General features: G+C 60.9%; 20 protein-coding genes. 3 read left to right on the forward strand and 17 right to left on the reverse strand.

The features are described 5' to 3' along the window. Positions 1–17: 17 nt before the first annotated feature. Positions 18–608, reverse strand: a complete 591-nt coding sequence (locus AB1495_RS11050) for a DUF6151 family protein (protein WP_074635602.1) — start codon at positions 606–608, stop codon at positions 18–20. Further along, positions 608–1,924: a polyhydroxyalkanoate depolymerase gene (gene phaZ, locus AB1495_RS11055; protein WP_074635603.1), complete on the reverse strand. Its 1,317-nt coding sequence runs from the start codon at positions 1,922–1,924 to the stop codon at positions 608–610. The genes AB1495_RS11050 and phaZ overlap by 1 nt, the downstream gene beginning before the upstream one ends. A 104-nt stretch (positions 1,925–2,028) precedes the next feature. On the opposite strand from phaZ, the gene AB1495_RS11060 reads away from it, so the two are divergent. The 3 genes from AB1495_RS11060 to phaR all read left to right on the forward strand — a co-directional run bounded on the left by AB1495_RS11060 (position 2,029) and on the right by phaR (position 5,129). Continuing rightward, entirely contained in the window at positions 2,029–3,834 is a 1,806-nt protein-coding gene (locus tag AB1495_RS11060) for an alpha/beta hydrolase (RefSeq protein WP_074635605.1), read from the forward strand. Positions 3,835–3,985: 151 nt separating this feature from the next. After that, the gene (locus AB1495_RS11065; protein WP_074635607.1) at positions 3,986–4,429 is read left to right on the forward strand and encodes a phasin family protein; all 444 of its coding nucleotides are present in this window, start codon (positions 3,986–3,988) and stop codon (positions 4,427–4,429) included. Between the two features lie 133 nt (positions 4,430–4,562). Continuing rightward, positions 4,563–5,129 carry a polyhydroxyalkanoate synthesis repressor PhaR gene (gene phaR / locus AB1495_RS11070; RefSeq protein ID WP_005852439.1) on the forward strand — a complete coding sequence of 189 codons (567 nt, stop codon included), beginning with the start codon at positions 4,563–4,565 and terminating at the stop codon, positions 5,127–5,129. A gap of 106 nt (positions 5,130–5,235) precedes the next feature. On the opposite strand, the gene AB1495_RS11075 is transcribed toward phaR, so the two are convergent. The 15 genes from AB1495_RS11075 to secG all read right to left on the reverse strand — a co-directional run bounded on the left by AB1495_RS11075 (position 5,236) and on the right by secG (position 19,212). After that, positions 5,236–6,414: a DegT/DnrJ/EryC1/StrS aminotransferase family protein gene (locus AB1495_RS11075; RefSeq protein WP_074635608.1), complete on the reverse strand. Its 1,179-nt coding sequence runs from the start codon at positions 6,412–6,414 to the stop codon at positions 5,236–5,238. Between the two features lie 95 nt (positions 6,415–6,509). Next, positions 6,510–7,814 (reverse strand): FAD-binding oxidoreductase, encoded by a 1,305-nt coding sequence (locus AB1495_RS11080; protein ID WP_074635610.1) that lies wholly within the window; start codon positions 7,812–7,814, stop codon positions 6,510–6,512. A 73-nt stretch (positions 7,815–7,887) separates the two neighbouring features. Continuing rightward, on the reverse strand, positions 7,888–9,246 hold the full coding sequence (locus tag AB1495_RS11085) for a glutamine synthetase family protein (protein WP_074635736.1): 1,359 nt from the start codon (positions 9,244–9,246) through the stop codon (positions 7,888–7,890). Further along, complete coding sequence (locus AB1495_RS11090) at positions 9,246–9,926, reverse strand: type 1 glutamine amidotransferase (RefSeq protein ID WP_074635612.1); 681 nt, start codon at positions 9,924–9,926, stop codon at positions 9,246–9,248. Before AB1495_RS11090 ends, AB1495_RS11085 begins: the two co-directional genes overlap by 1 nt. A 13-nt stretch (positions 9,927–9,939) precedes the next feature. Beyond that, positions 9,940–11,274: a glutamine synthetase family protein gene (locus AB1495_RS11095; protein ID WP_005852447.1), complete on the reverse strand. Its 1,335-nt coding sequence runs from the start codon at positions 11,272–11,274 to the stop codon at positions 9,940–9,942. Between the two features lie 97 nt (positions 11,275–11,371). Then, positions 11,372–12,178 carry an ABC transporter permease gene (locus AB1495_RS11100; RefSeq protein WP_005852449.1) on the reverse strand — a complete coding sequence of 269 codons (807 nt, stop codon included), beginning with the start codon at positions 12,176–12,178 and terminating at the stop codon, positions 11,372–11,374. Continuing rightward, positions 12,175–13,056, reverse strand: coding sequence for an ABC transporter permease (locus AB1495_RS11105; RefSeq protein WP_074635613.1), 882 nt, complete (start codon positions 13,054–13,056; stop codon positions 12,175–12,177). Before AB1495_RS11105 ends, AB1495_RS11100 begins: the two co-directional genes overlap by 4 nt. Positions 13,057–13,165: 109 nt before the next feature. After that, positions 13,166–13,900, reverse strand: coding sequence for a transporter substrate-binding domain-containing protein (locus AB1495_RS11110; RefSeq protein ID WP_009826569.1), 735 nt, complete (start codon positions 13,898–13,900; stop codon positions 13,166–13,168). Positions 13,901–13,936: 36 nt separating this feature from the next. Further along, on the reverse strand, positions 13,937–14,713 hold the full coding sequence (locus AB1495_RS11115) for an ABC transporter ATP-binding protein (RefSeq protein WP_005852455.1): 777 nt from the start codon (positions 14,711–14,713) through the stop codon (positions 13,937–13,939). Positions 14,714–14,840: 127 nt separating this feature from the next. Further along, the gene (locus AB1495_RS11120) at positions 14,841–15,281 is read right to left on the reverse strand and encodes a TerB family tellurite resistance protein (RefSeq protein WP_005852457.1); all 441 of its coding nucleotides are present in this window, start codon (positions 15,279–15,281) and stop codon (positions 14,841–14,843) included. Between the two features lie 37 nt (positions 15,282–15,318). Beyond that, positions 15,319–15,756: a TerB family tellurite resistance protein gene (locus tag AB1495_RS11125; RefSeq protein ID WP_074635615.1), complete on the reverse strand. Its 438-nt coding sequence runs from the start codon at positions 15,754–15,756 to the stop codon at positions 15,319–15,321. Between the two features lie 149 nt (positions 15,757–15,905). Then, entirely contained in the window at positions 15,906–16,199 is a 294-nt protein-coding gene (locus tag AB1495_RS11130; RefSeq protein WP_005852461.1) for a DUF1330 domain-containing protein, read from the reverse strand. A 10-nt stretch (positions 16,200–16,209) separates the two neighbouring features. Further along, on the reverse strand, positions 16,210–16,992 hold the full coding sequence (gene rlmJ, locus AB1495_RS11135) for a 23S rRNA (adenine(2030)-N(6))-methyltransferase RlmJ (RefSeq protein ID WP_074635616.1): 783 nt from the start codon (positions 16,990–16,992) through the stop codon (positions 16,210–16,212). 24 nt (positions 16,993–17,016) lie between these two features. After that, positions 17,017–18,666 carry a CTP synthase gene (locus AB1495_RS11140; protein WP_005852465.1) on the reverse strand — a complete coding sequence of 550 codons (1,650 nt, stop codon included), beginning with the start codon at positions 18,664–18,666 and terminating at the stop codon, positions 17,017–17,019. 177 nt (positions 18,667–18,843) lie between these two features. Beyond that, positions 18,844–19,212 (reverse strand): preprotein translocase subunit SecG, encoded by a 369-nt coding sequence (gene secG, locus AB1495_RS11145; protein WP_037943847.1) that lies wholly within the window; start codon positions 19,210–19,212, stop codon positions 18,844–18,846. Positions 19,213–19,318: the final 106 nt, after the last annotated feature.

The following is a 19,318-nucleotide window of genomic DNA, read 5'->3' on the forward strand; positions in this document are numbered from 1 at the left end:
GGCGGGTCAAGTGCGGGTTAGCGCAGCGCCTCGGTGATCGCCTTGCGCTGGTCACGCGGGACGATGTGCACGGGGCGTTTGGGCGTTGCTGTGTCAGGATCGATAAAGGGGTTCGCCTTCCAGCGGCCTGTCACCTTGGCCCCGGCCGCCCGCGACAGCGCCCCCCAGATCAACCGTGGCAGCCCTTCGTTCCGCAGCTTGCCCGAGGGCGTCGGGATATAGCCGGTGCCGACGATCGGCCCAAGCGGGGCAGGGTCGGACAGGGTGCGGGTCATGATGCTGGCAAAGGCGAGCTTGGGCTTGCGCAGCGTGTTGAACATCGGCGTGCCACAGCAAGAGGCATACCAGCGCAGCAGATTTGTCTCCCCGAAGGAAAACACCGACAACTTGTCGAAACCCTGATCGAAGTGGAATCTGTCGGGGGTGGTCTGGAACAGCTGGATCGCCCGTGGCGCGGGGTCGGGCTGGTCGAGGTAGACCTCGGCCGCGCGGCAATCGATGCAGTGGCATTGGGCGTGGCTGCCGCGCGCGGGTGTCACGCCGCGCAGGGTCCCTTTGACCGTGCCGCAGGCACAGGCAAAGGGCAGGTCACGCGGCGCGGCGGGCATTATGCCGTCGACTTCTGTGCGGGGATCGAGGTTTTACCCGCGCTGGCCGGGGCCGCAGGGGCCTTGGGGGCTGTCGCCTTGGCCGTGCGCTGGTTGTCGTCGATGAACTTCAGCACCAGCGGGCGGATATTCTCGCGCCAGCTTTTGCCCGCAAAGATCCCGTAGTGCCCTGCGCCGTCTTCAAGGTGGCTTGCTTTTTTGTCGTCGGGCAGGCCGGTGCAGAGATTCAGCGCCGCGATACATTGACCGGGGGCCGAGATATCATCCTTTGTGCCCTCGACCGTCTTGACGGCGACGTCGGTGATCTTGCCGATGTCTACGGGCTGGCCCATGATCGAGAAGCTGTTGGTGCCGATTTCGTTGTCTTTGAAGATCCGCTGCACGGTGGAGAGGTAGAATTCAGCGGGCATGTCCATCACGGCGAGGTATTCGTCGTAGAACTTGTTGTGTTTATCGTGGTCGCCCGCCACCCCTTGTGCGACGCGCATGATCTGGTCGCGGAAGGCCTTGGCATGGGTTTCGGCGTTCATCGTGATAAAGGAATTCAACTGCAGCAGACCGGGATAGACCTTGCGGCCCACGCCTTGGTGCTGGAAGCCGACCTGCTGGATCATCATCTCTTGCAGTTGGTTCATGTTCACGCGGTGGCCGAAATCCGTCACCTCTGTCGGGCTGGCGGCGGTGTCAATGGGGCCGCCGATCAATGTGAGCGAGCTTGGCTGCGCTTTGGGATCCTGTTCCGCCAGATAGGCCGTCGCGGCAAGGGTCAGCGGTGCGGGTTGGCACACGGCGATGACATGCACGTCGGGGCCCAGATGGCGCATATAGTCGACGAGCCGCAGGGTATAATCCTCTACGTCGAATTTGCCGGCGCTGACGGGGATGTCGCGGGCGTTGTGCCAGTCGGTGATATAAAGGTCCGCGTCAGGAATCAGGCTGATGACGGTCGACCGCAGCAGCGTCGCATAGTGACCCGACATGGGCGCGATCAGCAGGATCTTGCGCTTGGGCGCATCGCGGCCCTGTACGACGAAATGCACCAGATCGCCAAAGGGACCTTCCAGCTCTTTCTCGATCAGGACGGGATGGTCCGCACCATCGACGCCCACGGCGGGGGGGATATCCCAATCAGGTTTGACCACCATGCGCGAAAAGCTGCGTTCGGTCACTTCGCCCCATGCGGCCATCCAGTTCAGCGCAGGGTTCGGGATGGCTGCAAAAGCGGGATACGATGCCATCGCCAACGCCGTGGCACCCAGCCACTGGTTGGTGTTTCTCACCGTTTCCATTAAATCGTAAGATGCCATATACTTCATGTAAGGGGTCTCCTGTTGGGGGCCTTGTGCCCGGCATCTTGTCAGACCCTCCCCCAAAGGTCGGCGCGATGCTGCAGGTGCAAACATAGGGAGGAACGGTTACTATGACAATAAAAACAACCAAGACCGACGCAGAGAGCTCCAAGGCACAGGAACGTATGGAGGAAAACCTGCGAAAGGTCGAAGCGCTTGGCGCGCGGCTGTCGCAGATCATGGTCGGGCGGGACACGCATCAGGCGAGTTTGGACGGCCCGAATCAAGAGCTGTTTGCAAAGGCCGCCGCGTCCTATTGGACCGAAGCCGTACAGAACCCCGCCAAGATGATCGAACAGCAGGTGTCCTACTGGAGCAAATCCGTCGGCCACTTTATGGAGGCGCAGCAGGCGCTGGCCGAAGGCAAGCTGGCCGCGCCGGAAGATACCTCGCCCGAGGATCGCCGCTTTGCCAACCCGCTGTGGAAATCGCACCCCTATTTCAACTTTGTCAAACAGCAGTACCAGATCAACGCAGAGGCCTTGGGCCAAGCGGTTGATCACGTAGCCGATCTCGCCCCGCATGAAAAGAAACGGCTGCAATACTTTAGCCGCCAGATCATCGACATGATGAGCCCGACCAACTTTCTGGCCACCAACCCCGATGCGCTGGAACGCGCTGTCGCGACCGAGGGCGAAAGCCTGATCCGCGGGCTGGAGAACCTGATTGCCGACCTAGAGGCGAATAACGGCGAGCTGATCGTGCGGCTGGCCGATGAAAGCGCGTTTGAACTGGGCCGCAACATCGCCACATCCCCCGGCAAGGTCGTCTATCGCAACAAGCTGTTCGAGCTGATCCAATACAGTCCCAGCACCGAAGAGGTCGACGCCACGCCGATCGTGATCTTCCCACCCTGGATCAATAAATTCTATATCCTTGATCTCAAGGCTCAGAACAGTCTGGTGAAATGGATCGTGGATCAGGGCTATACGCTGTTCATGGTGTCATGGGTCAATCCGGACCAAAGTCATCGTGACATCGGCATGGGCGACTATATCGAGGACGGGTTCCTGACCGCGATCCGCGAAATCAAAGAGATCACCGCGCAGGAACAGGTGCACGCCGTGGGCTATTGCATCGCGGGGACCACGCTGTCGCTGACGCTGTCTTTGATGAAGCAGCGCGGCGATACATCCGTTAAATCCGCAACCTTTTTTACCGCGCTCACCGATTTCTCCGATCAGGGGGAGTTCCAGCCCTTCTTGACCGATGACTTTATCGACGGGATCGAGGCAGAGACCAAGGATAAGGGGATCCTGCCCTCGGTCATCATGGCGCGGACGTTCTCTTTCTTGCGGTCGAATGATCTGGTCTATGGGCCCGCGATCAAAAGCTACATGCTGGGCGACACGCCTCCGGCTTTTGATCTGCTGTATTGGAACGGCGATGGGGCGAACCTGCCGCAGCGCATGGCGATGGAGTATCTGCGCGGGCTATGCCAGCAGAACAAGCTGGTCGAGGGCGGCTTTGAGCTGTTGGGTCATCGTCTGAAGCTGGAGGATATAGACGTGCCGCTGATCGCCATCGGCTGCGAGACCGACCACATCGCGCCGTGGAAAGACAGCTATCGCGGCGTGCGCATGATGGGCAGCGAGGACAAGACCTTTGTGATGACCCAATCGGGCCATATCGCGGGGATCGTGAACCCGCCGAGCAAAGGCAAATATGGCCACTACACAAACGACAACCTGTCGTTGGATCACGAGGACTGGCTGGAGGGGGCAAAGTTCCACGAAGGGTCGTGGTGGCCCCGCTGGGGCGCGTGGCTGGAGAAGCGCTCTGACGGGAAAGTCGATGCCCGTATTCCGGGTGAAAAGGGCCGTGATACCTTGGGCGACGCGCCGGGGACCTATGTGGTGCGCAAGGCAAGGGGCTGATCTGATTAGTCAATTTTTTATGGGGAGGCGGGCCGGAATGGTCTGATGCTGCATCGCAGAAAAAACTTGCAATGCCGCACCGCAGCATCTATCTATGGGGTAGTCATAACGTAGCGGTAGACGCCGCTTGACCCCAGAAGGAGAGTTTACCATGACGAAGACACCAGATTTCGCCGCGATGATGAAAGACATGATGGGTGCATTCCCAGTTGACACATCCGCAATGAACGACGCGTTCAAAACAACCGCGACACTGAACGAAAAGCTGTCCGGCGTAGCGCTGAACGCTGCCGAGAAATCCGCCGAGATTTCCAGCAAATGGACAAAAGACACTCTGGCAAAAATGTCCGAGATGTCGAAAGCCAAGCAAGAGCCAGCAGATTACGCCAAAGCAATGACCGAGTTCACCTCGGCTTCTGCTGAAGTCGCGTCCGAGCATATGGCCGCTTTCGCTGAAATCGCGAAAAAAGTTCAGATGGACACGGTTGAGCTGATGATGGCTGCGGGCAAAGACATGTCCGAAGAAGCAACAGCTGCTGTGAAAAAAACGACATCCGACGCGACAGCCGCCACAAAGAAAGCTGCTGCGAAGTAATCGCACCGGCCTTTGGTTCAGGTAAAGATTGATGAGGGCAGACTTTGCGGTCTGCCCTTTTTTGTGGCACCTATCTTTTTCATTTAAGCTGCCCTAAGCTGCAATGCAGCATGCTATTTGGGAAGGATCTACCGTGACCGAAACAGTCAAGCCCCTGCTTATCAAACGATATGCCAGCCGCCGCCTGTATAATACCGAAACCAGTGACTATGTGACGCTGGATGATATCTCGGGGTTTATCCGCGACGGGCGCGAGGTGCAGATTGTGGACCTGAAATCAGGCGACGATCTGACCCGCCAATATCTGCTGCAAATCATCGCCGAACACGAAAGCCGTGGTGAATCCGTGCTGCCGGTGGATGTGCTGAACGATCTTGTGCGCAGCTATATGTCCCCCGATGCGAGCGTTGTGCCGCAGTTCCTTAAGACATCGTTTGACATGCTGCGCGACGGTCAGGCGCGGGTGCTTGAGAACATGAACACGATCAACCCGATGGCGAAGATGCCCGGTTTCGAGGTCATGCAGGCCCAGCAAGAGGCGTTCATGAAGGCGATGACCGGCAATATGCCGACACCTTGGAACGGCATGGGCAAGACCGATCAGCGCCCCGCCAGCGCCAAGGGCGATGACGCCGAAAGTCTGGATGCGATCAAACAACAACTCGCCGAGCTGCAGGAAAAACTCTCCAAGCTGAAGTGACGGCGCTTGGTCCCCGTTTGAACGGTTAAGGCCCACCCGCTGACGGGTGGGCTTTGGTGTGTCTGCCGGATGCCTCCGGCGGGAGTTTGTCTGGCAAAATGAAGCCTTAGGCCGCGGCGGATTTCGTCACCGTCGCCAGCGCCCCGAGCAGCACATTCACAATCGCGTCGAGCTCGGCTGGTTGCAGTTGCACGGGCAGGCGCACGTCGCAGGCGGTCATCAACATGGCGCGGGTCCGGGGCAGGTCGGGCATGTCTTTGATGAACTGCCAGTTCCAGAAGGCGCGCGCGTTGTCGGTGCTTTGGCCGAAGACCTGAACCTTGACGCCGGCCTTGGCGCTGGCTTCGGCAAAGGCGCGGATGGCGGCATCGTCCAGCCCGACCAGATTGAACTGGATGGAATCCGGCGCGCGGGTTTCGGGGGGCAGCGGGGCGGGGACGTCGATCTGGGGGGCGGCGTTCAGCTTGGCCGCGACATAGTCATGATTGCGCAGCCCGTCGGCCACACGGCGGGGCAGTTCGGCCAGTTGGGCCCGCACCAGCACCGCTGAAAGGTTGTTAAGACGCAGGTTATAAAGCGGCAGTTTATTCTGCCAGCGCGCGCAGGCGTCCGCGATGCCGGGGTGTTTCTTCCAGTTGTGTTCATAGGCACCGGACATGATGATCGCACGGGCCACCAGATCGGCGTCGTCGGTGATCAGGATGCCGCCTTCGCCCGCGTTGACCATCTTGTAGGACTGGAAGGAAAAGCAGCCGATCTTGCCGATGGTGCCGATCTTGCGGTCGTGCCAGAGGGTGCCGAGCGAATGGGCCGCATCCTCGATCACCGGCACGTTTGCGGCATCGCACAGCTGCATGATCGCATCCATATCCGAGGTATGCCCCCGCATGTGGCTGATGATCACGGCGTCGACACCCGGCAGCTTGGCGGCGAAATCCGCCATATCGATCCGGTAGTTTTCCCCGACCTCGCAGAGCACCGGCGTATAATTGGCGTGGATCACGGCAGAGGGCACGGCCGCGAAGGTAAAGCCGGGGATCAGCACCTTGGCGTTCTGCGGCAGGTCCAGCGCCAGCAGCGACAGAAACAGCGCGGCAGAGCAGGACGACACCGCCAGTGCATAGCGGCTGCCCATCATCTGCGCGAACTCGACCTCCAGCAAGGACACCGGCGCATCGGCGGCAGCGGTGTAGCGAAACAGATCGCCGCTTTGCAACAGCAGCTCTATCTCGGCGCGGGCTGTGTCGGGAATGGCTTCGGCGCTGTGCATGTCGGGCAGGGTCATATTTCAATATCCTGAATGTTTGTTTTCAGAATGGTAAAACAATGCGCCTATGGGACCAAGCCTTTTCCCCGTTCCGCTTCATGAATGTTTTGTGACTATATCCCCAGACGGTCGCGCAGGCTGAACCAGCTCATGGCGAGCGCGAGCAGCGGGCTGCGCAGTGCGCCGCCGCCGGGGAAGGTCGGCGTGGGCAGGGCGCTCATCGTGTCAAAGCCGTCGCCATCGCCCTGGATCGCACGGGCCATCAACTGCCCTGCGTGGATCGCGGTGCCGACGCCGTGGCCGGAATAGCCCGAAGCCGACAGGATGTTCGGGGCCACGCGGGCCAGAAAGGGCAGCCGCTTCATGGTGATCGCCAGCGTGCCGCCCCAGGCGTAGTCGATCTTGACGTCGCGCAGCGCGGGGAAAACCTGGCCCATGGGTTTGCGCGCCTTGGCGGCGAGGTCGCTGGGGAAGCGGTAGCCATAGCTTTCGCCGCCGCCGAACAGCAGCCGCCCATCATGGCTGAGCCGGAAATAGTTCACCACGAATTTGCTATCGGCCACGGCGACATCCCGGGGCAGCACGTCTTTCACGCGGTCGCCCAAGGGTTCGGTGGCGACGATAAAGTTGTTGATCGGCATGACCTTGGCCGCGACCTTGCGGTTCAGCCCGCCCAGATAGCCGTTGCAGGCCAGGATCACATGGTCCGCCGTCACCCGTCCGCCATCGGTCTGCACAGTGGCGGGGCTGCCTTCGGTGACGTGATGCACGGCGCTGCGTTCAAAGATCTCGACCCCTGCCGCCTGCGCCGCCCGTGCCAGCCCAAGGGCGAGGTTGAGAGGATGCAGATGCGCGGCCCCCATATCCAGAATACCGCCGCGATAGGCGGGCGAGGCACAGACAGTGCGCAGCGCGTCGCGGTCCAACACCTCTATCAGCTCGTAGCCATAGCGGTCCTGCAAGAAGCTGGCATAGGCGTGCAGATGCTCCACGTCACCGGCAGAACTGGCGGTCCAGGCGACGCCGGGCTTGAGGTGGCAATCGATGTCATGGGTCTTGATCAGGCTTTTAACAAGCGCTTTGGCGTCCTCGCCCAGATCCCATAGTCGCGTTGCGCCATCGCGTCCGACCATCTTTTCCAGGGCGTCCTGTTCGACGCGCTGACCACTCCCCAATTGCCCGCCATTGCGCCCCGAGGCCCCAAAGCCCACGCGCTGCGCCTCGACCAGCACGACGCGGCGACCGGCCTGTGCCAGATGCAACGCAGCCGACAGGCCAGTATAGCCGCCCCCGACAACGCAGACATCCGCGCGTTGATCGCCCTTGAGCGTGGGGTAGGCATCGGTCGGGGTTGCGGTCGCGGCGTACCAGCTGTCTGGATAGCGCCCCGGCGCGTCGTTTGCGTAAAGCAGGTTCATTGCAGATCGGCCCCCTTGGCCGCTTCCAAATGGTCTTAAATCCTCGCCGAAGGCTCCCGCGGGTGCGGCGGGCCTAGACGTTCATCAACAGGTGCTCGCGTTCCCACGGGGAAATCACATGCAGGAACTCTTCGTATTCCGCGCGTTTGACGATGGCGTAGACGCGGGCGAACTCGGGGCCCAACACCTCGTGCAGGGTCGTGGCTTCTTCAAACAGATCCAGCGCGGATCCCAGCACCTGCGGGATATCCCCGTCGCCGTCATAGGCGTCGCCCTTGAATTCGGCTTTGGGCTTTTTCTGTTCCATCAGGCCCAGATAGCCGCAGGCGAGCGAGGCGGCGATGCCGAGGTAGGGGTTGCAGTCCATCCCGGCGAGGCGGTTCTCGACCCGGCGTGACGCGGGGCCGGACAGGGGCACGCGGATGCCGGTGGTGCGGTTGTCGCGGCCCCATTCCAGATTGATCGGCGCGGCATGGTCTTTGACGTAGCGCCGGTAGCTGTTCACATAGGGCGCAATGACGGCCAGCGCGTCGGGCATGTGGTTCTGCATGCCGGCGATAAAGTGGTAAAACGCGTCCGTCTCGCCGCCTTGCGGGCCGGAGAAGATGTTCTTGCCCGTCGTAGCATCCAGCACCGAATGGTGGATATGCATGGCGCTGCCGGGTTCGTTGGCGATGGGTTTCGCCATGAAGGTGGCATAGCAATCGTGGCGCAGGGCGGCTTCGCGGATCAGACGTTTGAAATAGAACACCTCGTCGGCCAGCCGCACGGGGTCACCGTGGATCAGGTTGATCTCAAGCTGGCCCGCGCCGCCTTCCTGGGTGATACCGTCAATCTCGAATCCCTGTGCCTCGGCAAAGTCGTAGATGTCGTCGATCACGGGGCCGAATTCATCGACGGCGGTCATGGAATAGGCCTGACGCGCGGCAGCAGGGCGGCCGGAGCGACCCATCATCGGCTTGATCTCATGCGCGGGGTCAAGGTTGCGCGCGACCAGAAAGAATTCCATTTCGGGGGCGACAACCGGCTCCCAGCCTTGTACGCGATAAAGATCGACAACGCGTTTCAGCACATTGCGCGGCGAATATTCAACCGGATTGCCGTCGCGGTCAAAGGCGTCGTGGATCACTTGCAATGTCCAGTCGCCGGTCCAGGGGGCGGCGGTCGCGGTCGAGATATCGGGCCGCAGGATCATGTCTTTTTCGATGAACCCGTCGGCACCGGCGGCGTCGCCCCATTCACCGGTGATGGTCTGGTAGAAGATGCTGTCGGGCAGGTGGAAATATTCCTGCCGTGCGAATTTTGTGGCGGGCACCGCTTTGCCGCGTGCGATGCCGGGGAGGTCGGGGATGATACATTCAACTTCGTCGAGCCGCTTGCCCTCCAGATATTCGCGTGCTGCGGGGGGAAGCTCTTCAAGCCAGTCGGACATCATAATCTCTCTTTCTTGAGGAAATCTGCAATATGGTCGGCGATTTTTGCATTGTCGGTGGGGGCGTCCAGCAGGGCGGAAGCCGCCTGAAGCTGGTGATCGGGCACGACGCCCTTGCCGCGGGTGCGGATCAGCCCGTCGATAAAGTCTTGGGTAAATTCGGGGTGGGGCTGGATGGTCCAGATGTGATCATCATACAGCAGGGCCGCGTTGGCGCAGAAGTCGGAAGCGCCGACCACCTTGGCCCCTTCGGGCAGTTGGGTGACCTGATCCTGATGCCAGGCATTCAGGGCCAGGGTCTCTCCGTCGATGGTGTATTCGGTGCGGCCGACGGACCAGCCGCCGGCGAATTTCTCGACCTTGCCGCCAAGGGCCTGTGCAATGATCTGGTGGCCAAAGCAGATGCCGACCAGCGGGCGGCCTGCCTCGCGGATGGCGCGGATCAGCTGCTCCAGCGGGGGGATCCAGTCATGATCCTCGTAGGCACCGTGTTTCGATCCGGTGATCAGCCAGCCGTCCGCATCCACCGCCGAGGCCGGGAAGTCGCCATCGACCACGGACCAGATCTGGAAGTCGAACCCGTGGCCGCCCAGCAGTTTGACAAACATATCGCCATAATCGCCAAGCGCGTCTTTCATATTGTCGGGGGAGTGGCCGGTTTGAAGGATACCGATTTTCATGGGGGGCATCTGATTACACCGTGTCCAGATAGATTTCGACCTGCTCTTGCGGGGTCAGTTCTTGCATATAATGCAGCTCTTGCCGTTTGGTGAGGATAAAGTTGCGCACCATTTCAGGGGCAAAGATACGCTTTACCTCGGCGGAGTTTTCAAAGGCGTCGATCGCGGATTTCCAGTCGCCGGGGATTTGCGGCAGGTCGGCGGCATAGGCGTTGCCGGTGATCGGGGCGGGGGGCTCTGCCCCGTCCTCGATGCCGTTCATCGCAGCACCCAGCACGGCGGCCAGCATCAGATAGGGGTTCACGTCGCCGCCCGACACACGGTGTTCGATCCGCCGCGCCTTGTGGCTGCCGGACGGGATACGGATGGAGGAGGTGCGGTTCTCGTAGGCCCAAGAGATCCCCGTGGGCGCGTGGGCACCGGGCACCATACGGTCGAAGCTGTTGGCGTGGGGCGCAAAGACCAGCGCGCAGCCGGCCATGGCATTCATACAACCCGCCACAGCGTGACGCATGATCGCCGTGCCTTGGGGGCCGCCGTCGTCAAAGACATTGTTACCGTTCTTGTCGAGCACCGAGAAATGCGTGTGCAGGCCCGACCCGGGGTAATCCTCGTAGGGTTTCGCCATGAAGCTTGCGGCAAAGCCGTGGCGGCGGGCGAGGCCCTTGACCAGCATCTTGAAAAGCCAGGCATCATCGGCGGCGCGCAGGGCGTCGTCGCAATGCATGAGGTTGATCTCGAACTGGCCCAGACCCGCTTCGGAAATGGCGGTGTCGGCGGGGATGTCCATCTCTTCGCAGGCGTCATAAAGATCGGTGAAGAATTCATCGAACTGGTCCAGCGCGCGGATCGACAGGGTTTCGGCGGCCTTGCGGCGTTTGCCCGACCGGGGCGACAGCGGCACCTGCAGTTTGCGGCCCGAATCGTCGATCAGGAAGAATTCAAGCTCGACCGCGCAGACCGGCGTCAGCCCGCGATCCTTGTAGCGTTCGACCACCGCGCGCAGGGCATGGCGCGGGTCGCCGCCATAGGGGCGCCCGTCTTCGTGGAACATCCAGATCGGCAGCAGCGCAGAGGGCGCATCAAGCCAGGGCATCGGCAGAAAGCCGCGTTCGGTCGGGTGCAGGATGCCATCGGCATCGCCGCTTTCAAACACCAGCGGGCTGTCGTCGATGTCTTCGCCCCAGATATCGAGGTTCAGCACGGACATGGGAAAGCGCGTGCCGTCCTCTACCACCTTGTCGGCAAAGCGCGTGGGGATACGCTTGCCGCGGGCCTGACCATTCAAGTCGGCGGCGGCCACACGGATTGTGCGGACCTGAGGATGTTTGCGGAGCCAGTTTTTCATATCACACCTTGCAAGCGGCGGGCATGAACGGCGTTCTTACAACGTGAAAACCGGGGGTAGCGCCCACGCGCTAAATAATTTGATCAAAAAACAGATACTACCGGATCAGATTTAGACGCAAGCGAATTTTCCGCACCGCAGCCTGAGGCACATGGCGGTTCAAACGGCGGTTGATCAGCCCGAAGATGGCAATGATCACCAGCGTCAGCAAAATGAAGTAGCCCGCCAGAATGGGGTAGGGGATAAACGGGTTAAACGTCTTATCCGCGAAATAGCTGGCGTAATACAGCGCGTCCCCGCGTTGTTGCAGCGCCGGAAAACCGGTGAAAAACACCAGCGTTGTCGCATGAAACAGGAAGATCGCCTCGTTTGTATAGGCGGGCCATGCCAGCCGCAGCATGGTGGGCCAGATGATGCGCTTGAACCGCGGCCAGCCGGAAATGCCGTAGGCATCGGCGGCTTCGGTGTCGCCCTTGGGGATGGATTGCAGCGCGCCATAGAAAATCTCGGCCGAGTAGGCAGAGGTGTTGAAGAACAGAACAATCAGCGCCCCAAGCCACGCAGAGGTGAACATATCAAAGAACGGGTGCACAGATTTTAGGCTAAGGAACAGGAAGTAGCCAAAGAAGAACTGGATGAACAAGGGCGAGCCGCGGAACAGGAAGATAAACCATTCGGCCGGTTTGCGCAGCCAAGGGCTGGGGTGGGCCTTGGCCACGGCCAGCGCCGTCGCCAGCAGGAAGCCGCTGACCAGCGCGAAAAACCCGTAGTAGACGTTCCAGATCATGCCCGACCCGATCAGGGTGAACTGGTCACACAGCGTAAAGTCGCTGCGCGGCAGCAGCCGTTCGCCATAGCCAAGCGAGCGCAGCCCATAGGATTGGATGGTTTCCCAACAGGTCATGCCGCTGCCTTTCGCTGTGCTTCGCCGCCGGCGGTGGCCTGACCCTTGGTCAGACGGCGCATCAGCCGGTCGAGCACGATTTCAGACACACGGGTAAAGCAGAGGTAGAACACCAGCAGCGCCAGAAAATACCACATGCGCCAGTCGGGGTGGGGGTAATCGGTAAAGCGCGGGGTCTTGGCTCCACCCAGATCACGCGCCCAATAAACGATGTCCTCGACGCCCAGCAGGAACAACAGTGGGGTGGCCTTGATCAGCACCATCCACAGGTTCCCCAGACCGGGCAGCGCATAGACCCACATCTGCGGCACAAGGATACGCCAGAAGGTCTGGCGCGGGGTCATGCCATACGCCTCGCCGGTCTCGATCTGGGCGCGGGGCACAGCGCGCATCGCGCCATAAAGCACATTGGCGGCAAAGGCCCCGAAAACGATGGCAAAGGTCAGTACCGCAAGCGAAAAGCCATAGGCCTCGTGGACCCATTGGGCAGAGTTGCCAAGCGGCATCTTGGCGGCCTGACAGACGATAAAGTCGCTGCCCTGACGGATCGGCTGATCCCAGTCGGGGCATTTCACCTTGTGGCGCAGGTATTCGATGCCCTGATCCAGCGCGATGACGAAGAACAGGAAGAAGGCGATGTCGGGCACGCCCCGTACAATGGCGATATAGGCGCGGCCCAGCCATGACAGCGGCGCTAAGGGCGACCGTGCGGCCATCGCGCCGCCAAAGCCAAAGGCAAGTGCTGCGGGGGCGGTGATGGCGAGCAGCAGCAAGACGGTGCCGAAGGCACCATAAAAGGCCAAATGCTTGCCCGTGGTCAGGTAGCACGTCAGCCACGACAGGCCGGAAAGCGTTTCTGGGTCGGTGCAGGCAAAAATGGCGGAATGTCCCGGTGGTATGCGCCCTTTGGCGGGCGTCTGGATTTGGGTCTTTACTCAGATCGGCAGGCAGAGAAAAGGGGCGGCATCTGCGCCGCCCCGATCAAGATCAGAATGTTTTAGCGTCTTCGCCGAACCATTTGATGATCAGCTTGTTCAGGCTGCCGTCATCCTTCATCGACTGGATCGCGGCGTCGAATTTCGCTTTCAGCTCTGTGTCGCTTTCGCGCAGGCCAAGGCCGATGCCGCCGCCCAGTGGCACGTCGTCACCGACAAAGACCATCTCGCCGCCGGATTCCTCGACCGTGGGGACCAGCGCGTCCTTGTCGGCGAAAACCGCATCCGCTTCGCCATTGTTCACGGCTGCGACGGTTTCATCATAGGTGGCGAATTCCAGCAGGGTGGCACCGGATTCAGCCACGTGACCGGCCTGGATCGTGCTGGTCTGTGCTGCAACAACACCGCCCATCACATCGGCATCCGCCGATTTCGCCGCATAGGCGGAAGCCGCGGGCGGGAAGTAGTTCTGTGTGAAATCAATCACTTCTTCGCGCTCGTCGGTGATGCTCATACCGGCGATGATGGTGTCGTAGTTGCCCGACGTGAGGTTCGGGATGATGCTGTCCCATTCGTTGGTGACCCATTCGCAGGTCAGCTCGGCACGGGCGCAAAGCTCGTCACCGACTTCGCGCTCAAAGCCGTCTACTTCGCCCGCGTCATTCAGGAAGTTATAGGGAGGGTAGGCCCCTTCGGTCCCCATGCGGATGGTCTTGCCGTGGGCGTCTGCCATGGCGAAACCGGTGCTGAGCGCCAGTGCGGCGGTTGCAAGAACGAGTGTTTTCATTTTTGAAGTCTCCCAGTTTATTGTTTTTAGGTGGTTTTACTCTGCGTGAGTGGCCGAGAGGAACCCGCGCAGACGTTCTGATTTAGGGGCACCGAACAGGTCTTCGGGGGCCCCTTGTTCTTCGATCAAACCCTGATGCAGGAACACGACGTGATCCGAGACATCGGCCGCAAGTTTCATATCATGGGTTACGATCATCATGGTCCGCCCTTCGGCGGCCAGATCCTTGATGACTTTGACGACCTCTTGCTCAAGCTCGGGGTCCAGCGCCGAGGTCGGTTCGTCGAATAGCAATGCTTCGGGCTCCATACACAGCCCGCGTGCGATGGCGGCGCGTTGTTGCTGGCCACCCGACAGTTGCGCCGGAAAGACATCGCATTTGTCGCCGATGCCCACCTTGTCGAGATAGGCCCGCGCGGCGGCCTCAACCTCGGCACGGTCGCGGCGCAGGACGGTCAGCGGGGCCTCCATCACGTTTTGCAGGATCGTCATATGGGACCACAGGTTGAACTGTTGGAACACCATCGACAGGTTCGTGCGGATGCGCAGCACCTGTTTTGGATCGGCAGGGCGGCGGTGGTGGCCGGTGCCTTTCCAGGTGACTGCCTCGCCGTTGAAGCGCAGATCGCCCTCTTGGCTGTCTTCCAGCAGGTTACAGCAGCGCAGCAGCGTCGATTTACCGGAGCCGGACGACCCGATCAGCGAGATGACGTGCCCGCGCGGGGCCTTGACCGACACCCCCTTGAGCACCTCCAGAGGGCCATAAGCCTTGTGAAGATTGTTGATCTCAATAACGGGGGGCTGATCTGTCACTGTGCTGCCTTATTGTGCATTCCGCAGCAAGTTAAGGTGATTTTAAGGGGGATTTGCAATCCAGAACTTGGGTTTTGCCCAATAATTCAACGGTTGACCCCGCGTAAATTCACCGCCTGCGCGTAAACTAGTCTTTGTCTTCAATCTGCTTGCGCACGATGGCGCTGTCGGTGTCTGTGACCCCCAGCAAGTTGGCCACCAAACGCAGCAATGCGTTTTCCTCGTCAGAGCGGCTCCCATCGGCCAGCACGACTTCCCACAGGGCTTTGATCACGGCAAGGCGGTCGTCATAGGGGACGGCATCCTTGATCGCGCGGGTAAAGCGGACGGTATCGGGGGCTTCGGCTTCCAGCGCTTCGGCGTCTGCCCGCAGAGAGGCGGTGCCGTCAGCGTCCAGCGCATAGCGTTTCGCGATGATCTGGTCGATGCGCGCGCGCTCGGACGGGGCGTATTCATTATCCGACTTGGCAATGCGCACCAAAAGCGCGGTCAGCGCAAGGCGGGCATCCCCATCGGGAAGCTGGGCGGGATCAGGCTGGGTCAGCCGTTTGATGAATTCTGCAAACATGGGCGTGATATAGAGCGGTTGCGGCGCAAGGCCAAGGTCACAAAGCGTTCAGCGCTTTTTCGCGGGCGGCGGTCATGTCGGCGTCGCTGAGGCCAAGCGCGGTTTCAATCGCCAGCAGCTGGATCTCTTCGTCGTCGTCGCGGGCCCCATCGGCCAGCGCCACAGACCACATCGCATCCCCAAGCGCCTTGCGGTCGTCATAGGCGACTTCCTCGCGCAGGATCTGGGCGAATTCGGGCGTACCGGGGGCGTGGCGTTCCAGCGCTTCGCAGGTGGCGCGCAGTTTCGCGGCCTCGATCGGTTTCAGGCCAAAGGTCTGGGCGAGGATGCGGTCGATCTGCCCCACTTCGGCGGCGCGGTAGGTGCGGTCGGCCAGCGCCACACGCACCAGCAACGCGCCAAGGGCAAGCTGGGGGGTCGGCTGTGGCAGCGGCTTGGGGTCCGGCTTGCGGCGGGGGAATAGACGTTCAAACATGGCAACTCTTTATCCTTGCGGGCACATGAGGCTAACCCGATTCCGCGCGCAGCGTTCCGTTTTTCCCATATTCGCAAAGGGGTGATGTATAAAAAGCGCAATGCCGCAGGGGCAGGCGGAGCGGGGGCGTCGGGGGGGCTGTCGCGGCCTTAGGCGTCATACCCTTCGACGATGACCAGATTTCCATCAGAGACGGAGGACCGGATATCCTTGGCCGCCTGATACCCCTCGCTTTCATAGCAGGCCACCGCATCGGCCAGCGAGGCAAACTCGATCACCACGATGCGCGGGTGCGACGTGCCTTCGCGGATGTCGGGCGCGGCCCCACGCACCAGAAACTTCGCCCCGAAATCGGCAAAGGGCTTGGCGTTGGCGGCGCGGTATTTATCGTAGACTTCGGCATCATGCACGTCGACGTTAGCGATCCAGTAACCTTTGGGCATCGGGGGCTCCTTATCGGGGTAGGGTTTTGAACTTGGCCGCCAGACGGGCCGTTTCTTCTTTCAGCCCAAAGGGCGGGTTCAGCACGAACATGCCAGAACCGACCATCCCGTGACCGGGGCGGGCCGGGGCAAAGCTGACCTCGTGACGCAGGGCCTCGGGGTGGGCCCCCATCAGCGCGCTGAGCATCGGTTGATGCGCTTTACTGGTCAGGATCGGGTACCACAGCGCGATGATGCCGACGTTCCACGCGCGCGCCAGCTTGCCAATGTGGCGCGGGATATCGGCGTAGTCTGTCTTGATCTCGAAGCTGGGGTCAATCAGCATCAGGCCACGGCGCGGCGTGGGCGGGGTCAGGGCAAAGGCCATGTCGAACCCGTCGCGGTGGTGGCATTTGACGTCATAGGGCGACATCGCCAGATCAAGTGCCGCATGTTCGCCGGGGTGCAGTTCGGCCAGATGGATGCTGTCGCTGTCGCGCAGCAGCTTGGCCGCCAGCAGGGGCGAACCGGGGTAGGCGTCTGCGCCATGTTCAGCGGTGATCTGGTCAAGCACCTGTGCGTAAGGATGCGCATCGTCGAACCAGCCGCGCACGCGGCCAATGCCCTGCGCCGCCTCGCCTGTTTTCAGCGCGGGTGTGTCGGACAGGTCATACAGCGCGCGCCCCGCATGGGTTTCCATATAGGACAGCGGTTTGTCCTTGCGGGTCAGATACCCCAACATCCACGCCAGCAGGCTGTGTTTGTGAACATCGGCCAGATTGCCGGCGTGGTAGATATGTTGGTAGCTGAGCATGCCGTTGGCCGCCTTTCGCGAGGGTCAGACCAGCCGCGACATTTCTTTGGCGGCGCGGATGAAATCCTTGAACAAGGGGTGCGGATCAAAGGGCTTGGATTTGAGTTCGGGGTGGAACTGCACGCCGATGAACCACGGGTGATCGGACCATTCCACGATCTCGGGCAGCATGCCGTCGGGCGACATCCCCGAGAAGGTAAGACCCGCTTTTTCAAGCTGCTCGCGGTAGGCGGTATCGACCTCGTAGCGGTGGCGGTGACGTTCGTCGATGGACGTGGTGCCATAGACTTTGGCCACGTTCGACCCTTCTTTCAGCGTCGCGTCATAGGCACCAAGCCGCATGGTGCCGCCTTTGTCGTCGTCGACCTTGCGTTCAACCTTGTGATTGCCCTGCACCCATTCCTTGAGGTGGTAGACCACGGGCTCGAACCGTTTCTTGCCGGTGGATTCGTGGTCGAATTCTTCCGAGCCTGCGGTCGTCAGACCGGCCACGTTGCGCGCGGCTTCGATCACGGCCATCTGCATGCCCAGACAGATCCCCAGATAGGGGACTTTCTGCTCGCGGGCATATTGCGCCGCCTTGATCTTGCCCTCGGTGCCGCGTTCGCCAAAGCCGCCGGGCACGAGGATCGCGTGGAACCCTTCGAGGTGGGCCGATACATCATCGCTTTGATCAAAGACCTCGGCATCGACCCAGTCGATCTTGACCTTGACGCGGTTGGCCATGCCCCCGTGGGTCAGCGCCTCTGCAATCGACTTATAGGCGTCTTCCAGCTGGGTATATTTGCCGACGATGGCGACGTTCACTTCGCCTTCGGGGTTGTGCACGCGGTCAGAGACATCGCGCCAGACCGACAGTTCGGGCTTGGGTGCGGGGGAAATATCGAAAGCATCCAGCACGGCCTGATCCAGACCCTGCGCATGATAGGCCAGCGGCGCGTCATAGATGGTTTTCAGGTCATAGGCCGCGACCACGGCCTCTTTGCGGACGTTACAGAACAGGGCGATTTTCTCGCGCTCTTTCTCGGGGATGGGGTGTTCGGAGCGGCAGACCAGAATATCGGGCGCGATCCCGATGCTTTGCAGTTCCTTGACGGAGTGTTGCGTCGGCTTGGTCTTCAGCTCGCCGCTGGCCGCGAGATAGGGCAGCAGGGTGAGGTGCATGAAGATACACTGGCCGCGCGGCTTGTCGTGGCTGAACTGGCGGATCGCTTCGAAGAAGGGTAGGCCTTCGATATCGCCGACGGTGCCGCCGATTTCGCACAGCATAAAGTCGACCTCGTCATCGCCGACATGCAGGAAATCCTTGATCTCGTTGGTGACGTGGGGAATCACCTGAATGGTCTTGCCCAGATAGTCGCCGCGCCGCTCTTTCTCGAGCACGGTGGAATAGACCCGACCCGAGCTGATCGAATCCGTCTTGCGCGCGGCCACGCCGGTAAAGCGTTCGTAGTGGCCCAGATCCAGATCGGTTTCGGCGCCATCGTCGGTGACGAAAACCTCGCCATGTTCAAAGGGCGACATCGTGCCGGGATCGACGTTCAGATAGGGGTCCAGTTTGCGCAGACGGACGGAGTATCCGCGCGCTTGCAACAAGGCCCCCAAGGCCGCAGAGGCAAGGCCTTTGCCAAGGCTGGAAACCACACCACCGGTGATGAAAATATAGCGTGCCATGTGATGAAGGCCCCCGTGAGTTCAGATTTGATGCGGCAAAAGCCAAGCAATTGAGCTGCGGAAAACCGCAGCATCACGGGACTTAAGCCTAACAGGATTCGGATGGAAAAAGCAAGGCCAAGCCGCAACATCCTGTTGCGTATCTTGGCCCAACCTCAAGCTGTTGTAGTGTCTGGATTAATCCGCAGTCGGCACTTGCGGTGTATTTTCCGCAGGTGTCGGTGGCAGCAGCGCGTCGGCATCGGGCAGCGCTGGTGCGTCACCCTGGTTCAGCGCGGGTGGCGTGCCGCCCAGACGATCGATAACCGAAGACCCGGCGGATTTTTCAGCCGCGATGATGGTCAGCGTGATCGAGGTCACGATAAAGGCCGCGGCCAGAACCCAGGTCAGTTTGCCCATGGCTGTGGCTGCCGAGCGACCGGAAACGGCCCCGCCGCCACCGCCGCCGCCCATGCCAAGGCCGCCCCCTTCGGACCGTTGCAGCAACACGACTGCAATCAGGCCAAGGGCCAGAATGAGATGGACAATCAGGACTACATTTTCCATGGGTACCTACGGCTCTGCGTTTTGGACTTTGGGCGTGTCTAGGCAAGTTTGCCTATGGGGGCAAGGGAGGATTGGCACCCGCGGTGCCGCTTGGGCGGAAAGCCCG

This window comes from Sulfitobacter pontiacus, assembly GCF_040790665.1.
Lineage (GTDB): Bacteria > Pseudomonadota > Alphaproteobacteria > Rhodobacterales > Rhodobacteraceae > Sulfitobacter > Sulfitobacter pontiacus.

Bases quoted from the DNA above. Each gene is read 5' to 3' on its own strand.
- phaZ (WP_074635603.1), bottom strand. From the start codon at position 1,924: ATGAAGTATATGGCATCTTACGATTTAATGGAAACGGTGAGAAACACC.
- AB1495_RS11075 (WP_074635608.1), bottom strand. From the start codon at position 6,414: ATGACCCTGCCCGACATGCACAGCGCCGAAGCCATTCCCGACACAGCC.
- AB1495_RS11085 (WP_074635736.1), bottom strand. From the start codon at position 9,246: ATGTCCGACTGGCTTGAAGAGCTTCCCCCCGCAGCACGCGAATATCTG.
- AB1495_RS11120 (WP_005852457.1), bottom strand. From the start codon at position 15,281: ATGTTTGCAGAATTCATCAAACGGCTGACCCAGCCTGATCCCGCCCAG.
- AB1495_RS11060 (WP_074635605.1), top strand. From the start codon at position 2,029: ATGACAATAAAAACAACCAAGACCGACGCAGAGAGCTCCAAGGCACAG.
- AB1495_RS11080 (WP_074635610.1), bottom strand. From the start codon at position 7,814: ATGAACCTGCTTTACGCAAACGACGCGCCGGGGCGCTATCCAGACAGC.
- AB1495_RS11065 (WP_074635607.1), top strand. From the start codon at position 3,986: ATGACGAAGACACCAGATTTCGCCGCGATGATGAAAGACATGATGGGT.
- AB1495_RS11130 (WP_005852461.1), bottom strand. From the start codon at position 16,199: ATGCCCAAAGGTTACTGGATCGCTAACGTCGACGTGCATGATGCCGAA.
- AB1495_RS11100 (WP_005852449.1), bottom strand. From the start codon at position 12,178: ATGACCTGTTGGGAAACCATCCAATCCTATGGGCTGCGCTCGCTTGGC.
- secG (WP_037943847.1), bottom strand. From the start codon at position 19,212: ATGGAAAATGTAGTCCTGATTGTCCATCTCATTCTGGCCCTTGGCCTG.
- AB1495_RS11090 (WP_074635612.1), bottom strand. From the start codon at position 9,926: ATGAAAATCGGTATCCTTCAAACCGGCCACTCCCCCGACAATATGAAA.
- AB1495_RS11110 (WP_009826569.1), bottom strand. From the start codon at position 13,900: ATGAAAACACTCGTTCTTGCAACCGCCGCACTGGCGCTCAGCACCGGT.
- rlmJ (WP_074635616.1), bottom strand. From the start codon at position 16,992: ATGCTCAGCTACCAACATATCTACCACGCCGGCAATCTGGCCGATGTT.
- AB1495_RS11095 (WP_005852447.1), bottom strand. From the start codon at position 11,274: ATGAAAAACTGGCTCCGCAAACATCCTCAGGTCCGCACAATCCGTGTG.
- AB1495_RS11125 (WP_074635615.1), bottom strand. From the start codon at position 15,756: ATGTTTGAACGTCTATTCCCCCGCCGCAAGCCGGACCCCAAGCCGCTG.
- AB1495_RS11050 (WP_074635602.1), bottom strand. From the start codon at position 608: ATGCCCGCCGCGCCGCGTGACCTGCCCTTTGCCTGTGCCTGCGGCACG.
- AB1495_RS11140 (WP_005852465.1), bottom strand. From the start codon at position 18,666: ATGGCACGCTATATTTTCATCACCGGTGGTGTGGTTTCCAGCCTTGGC.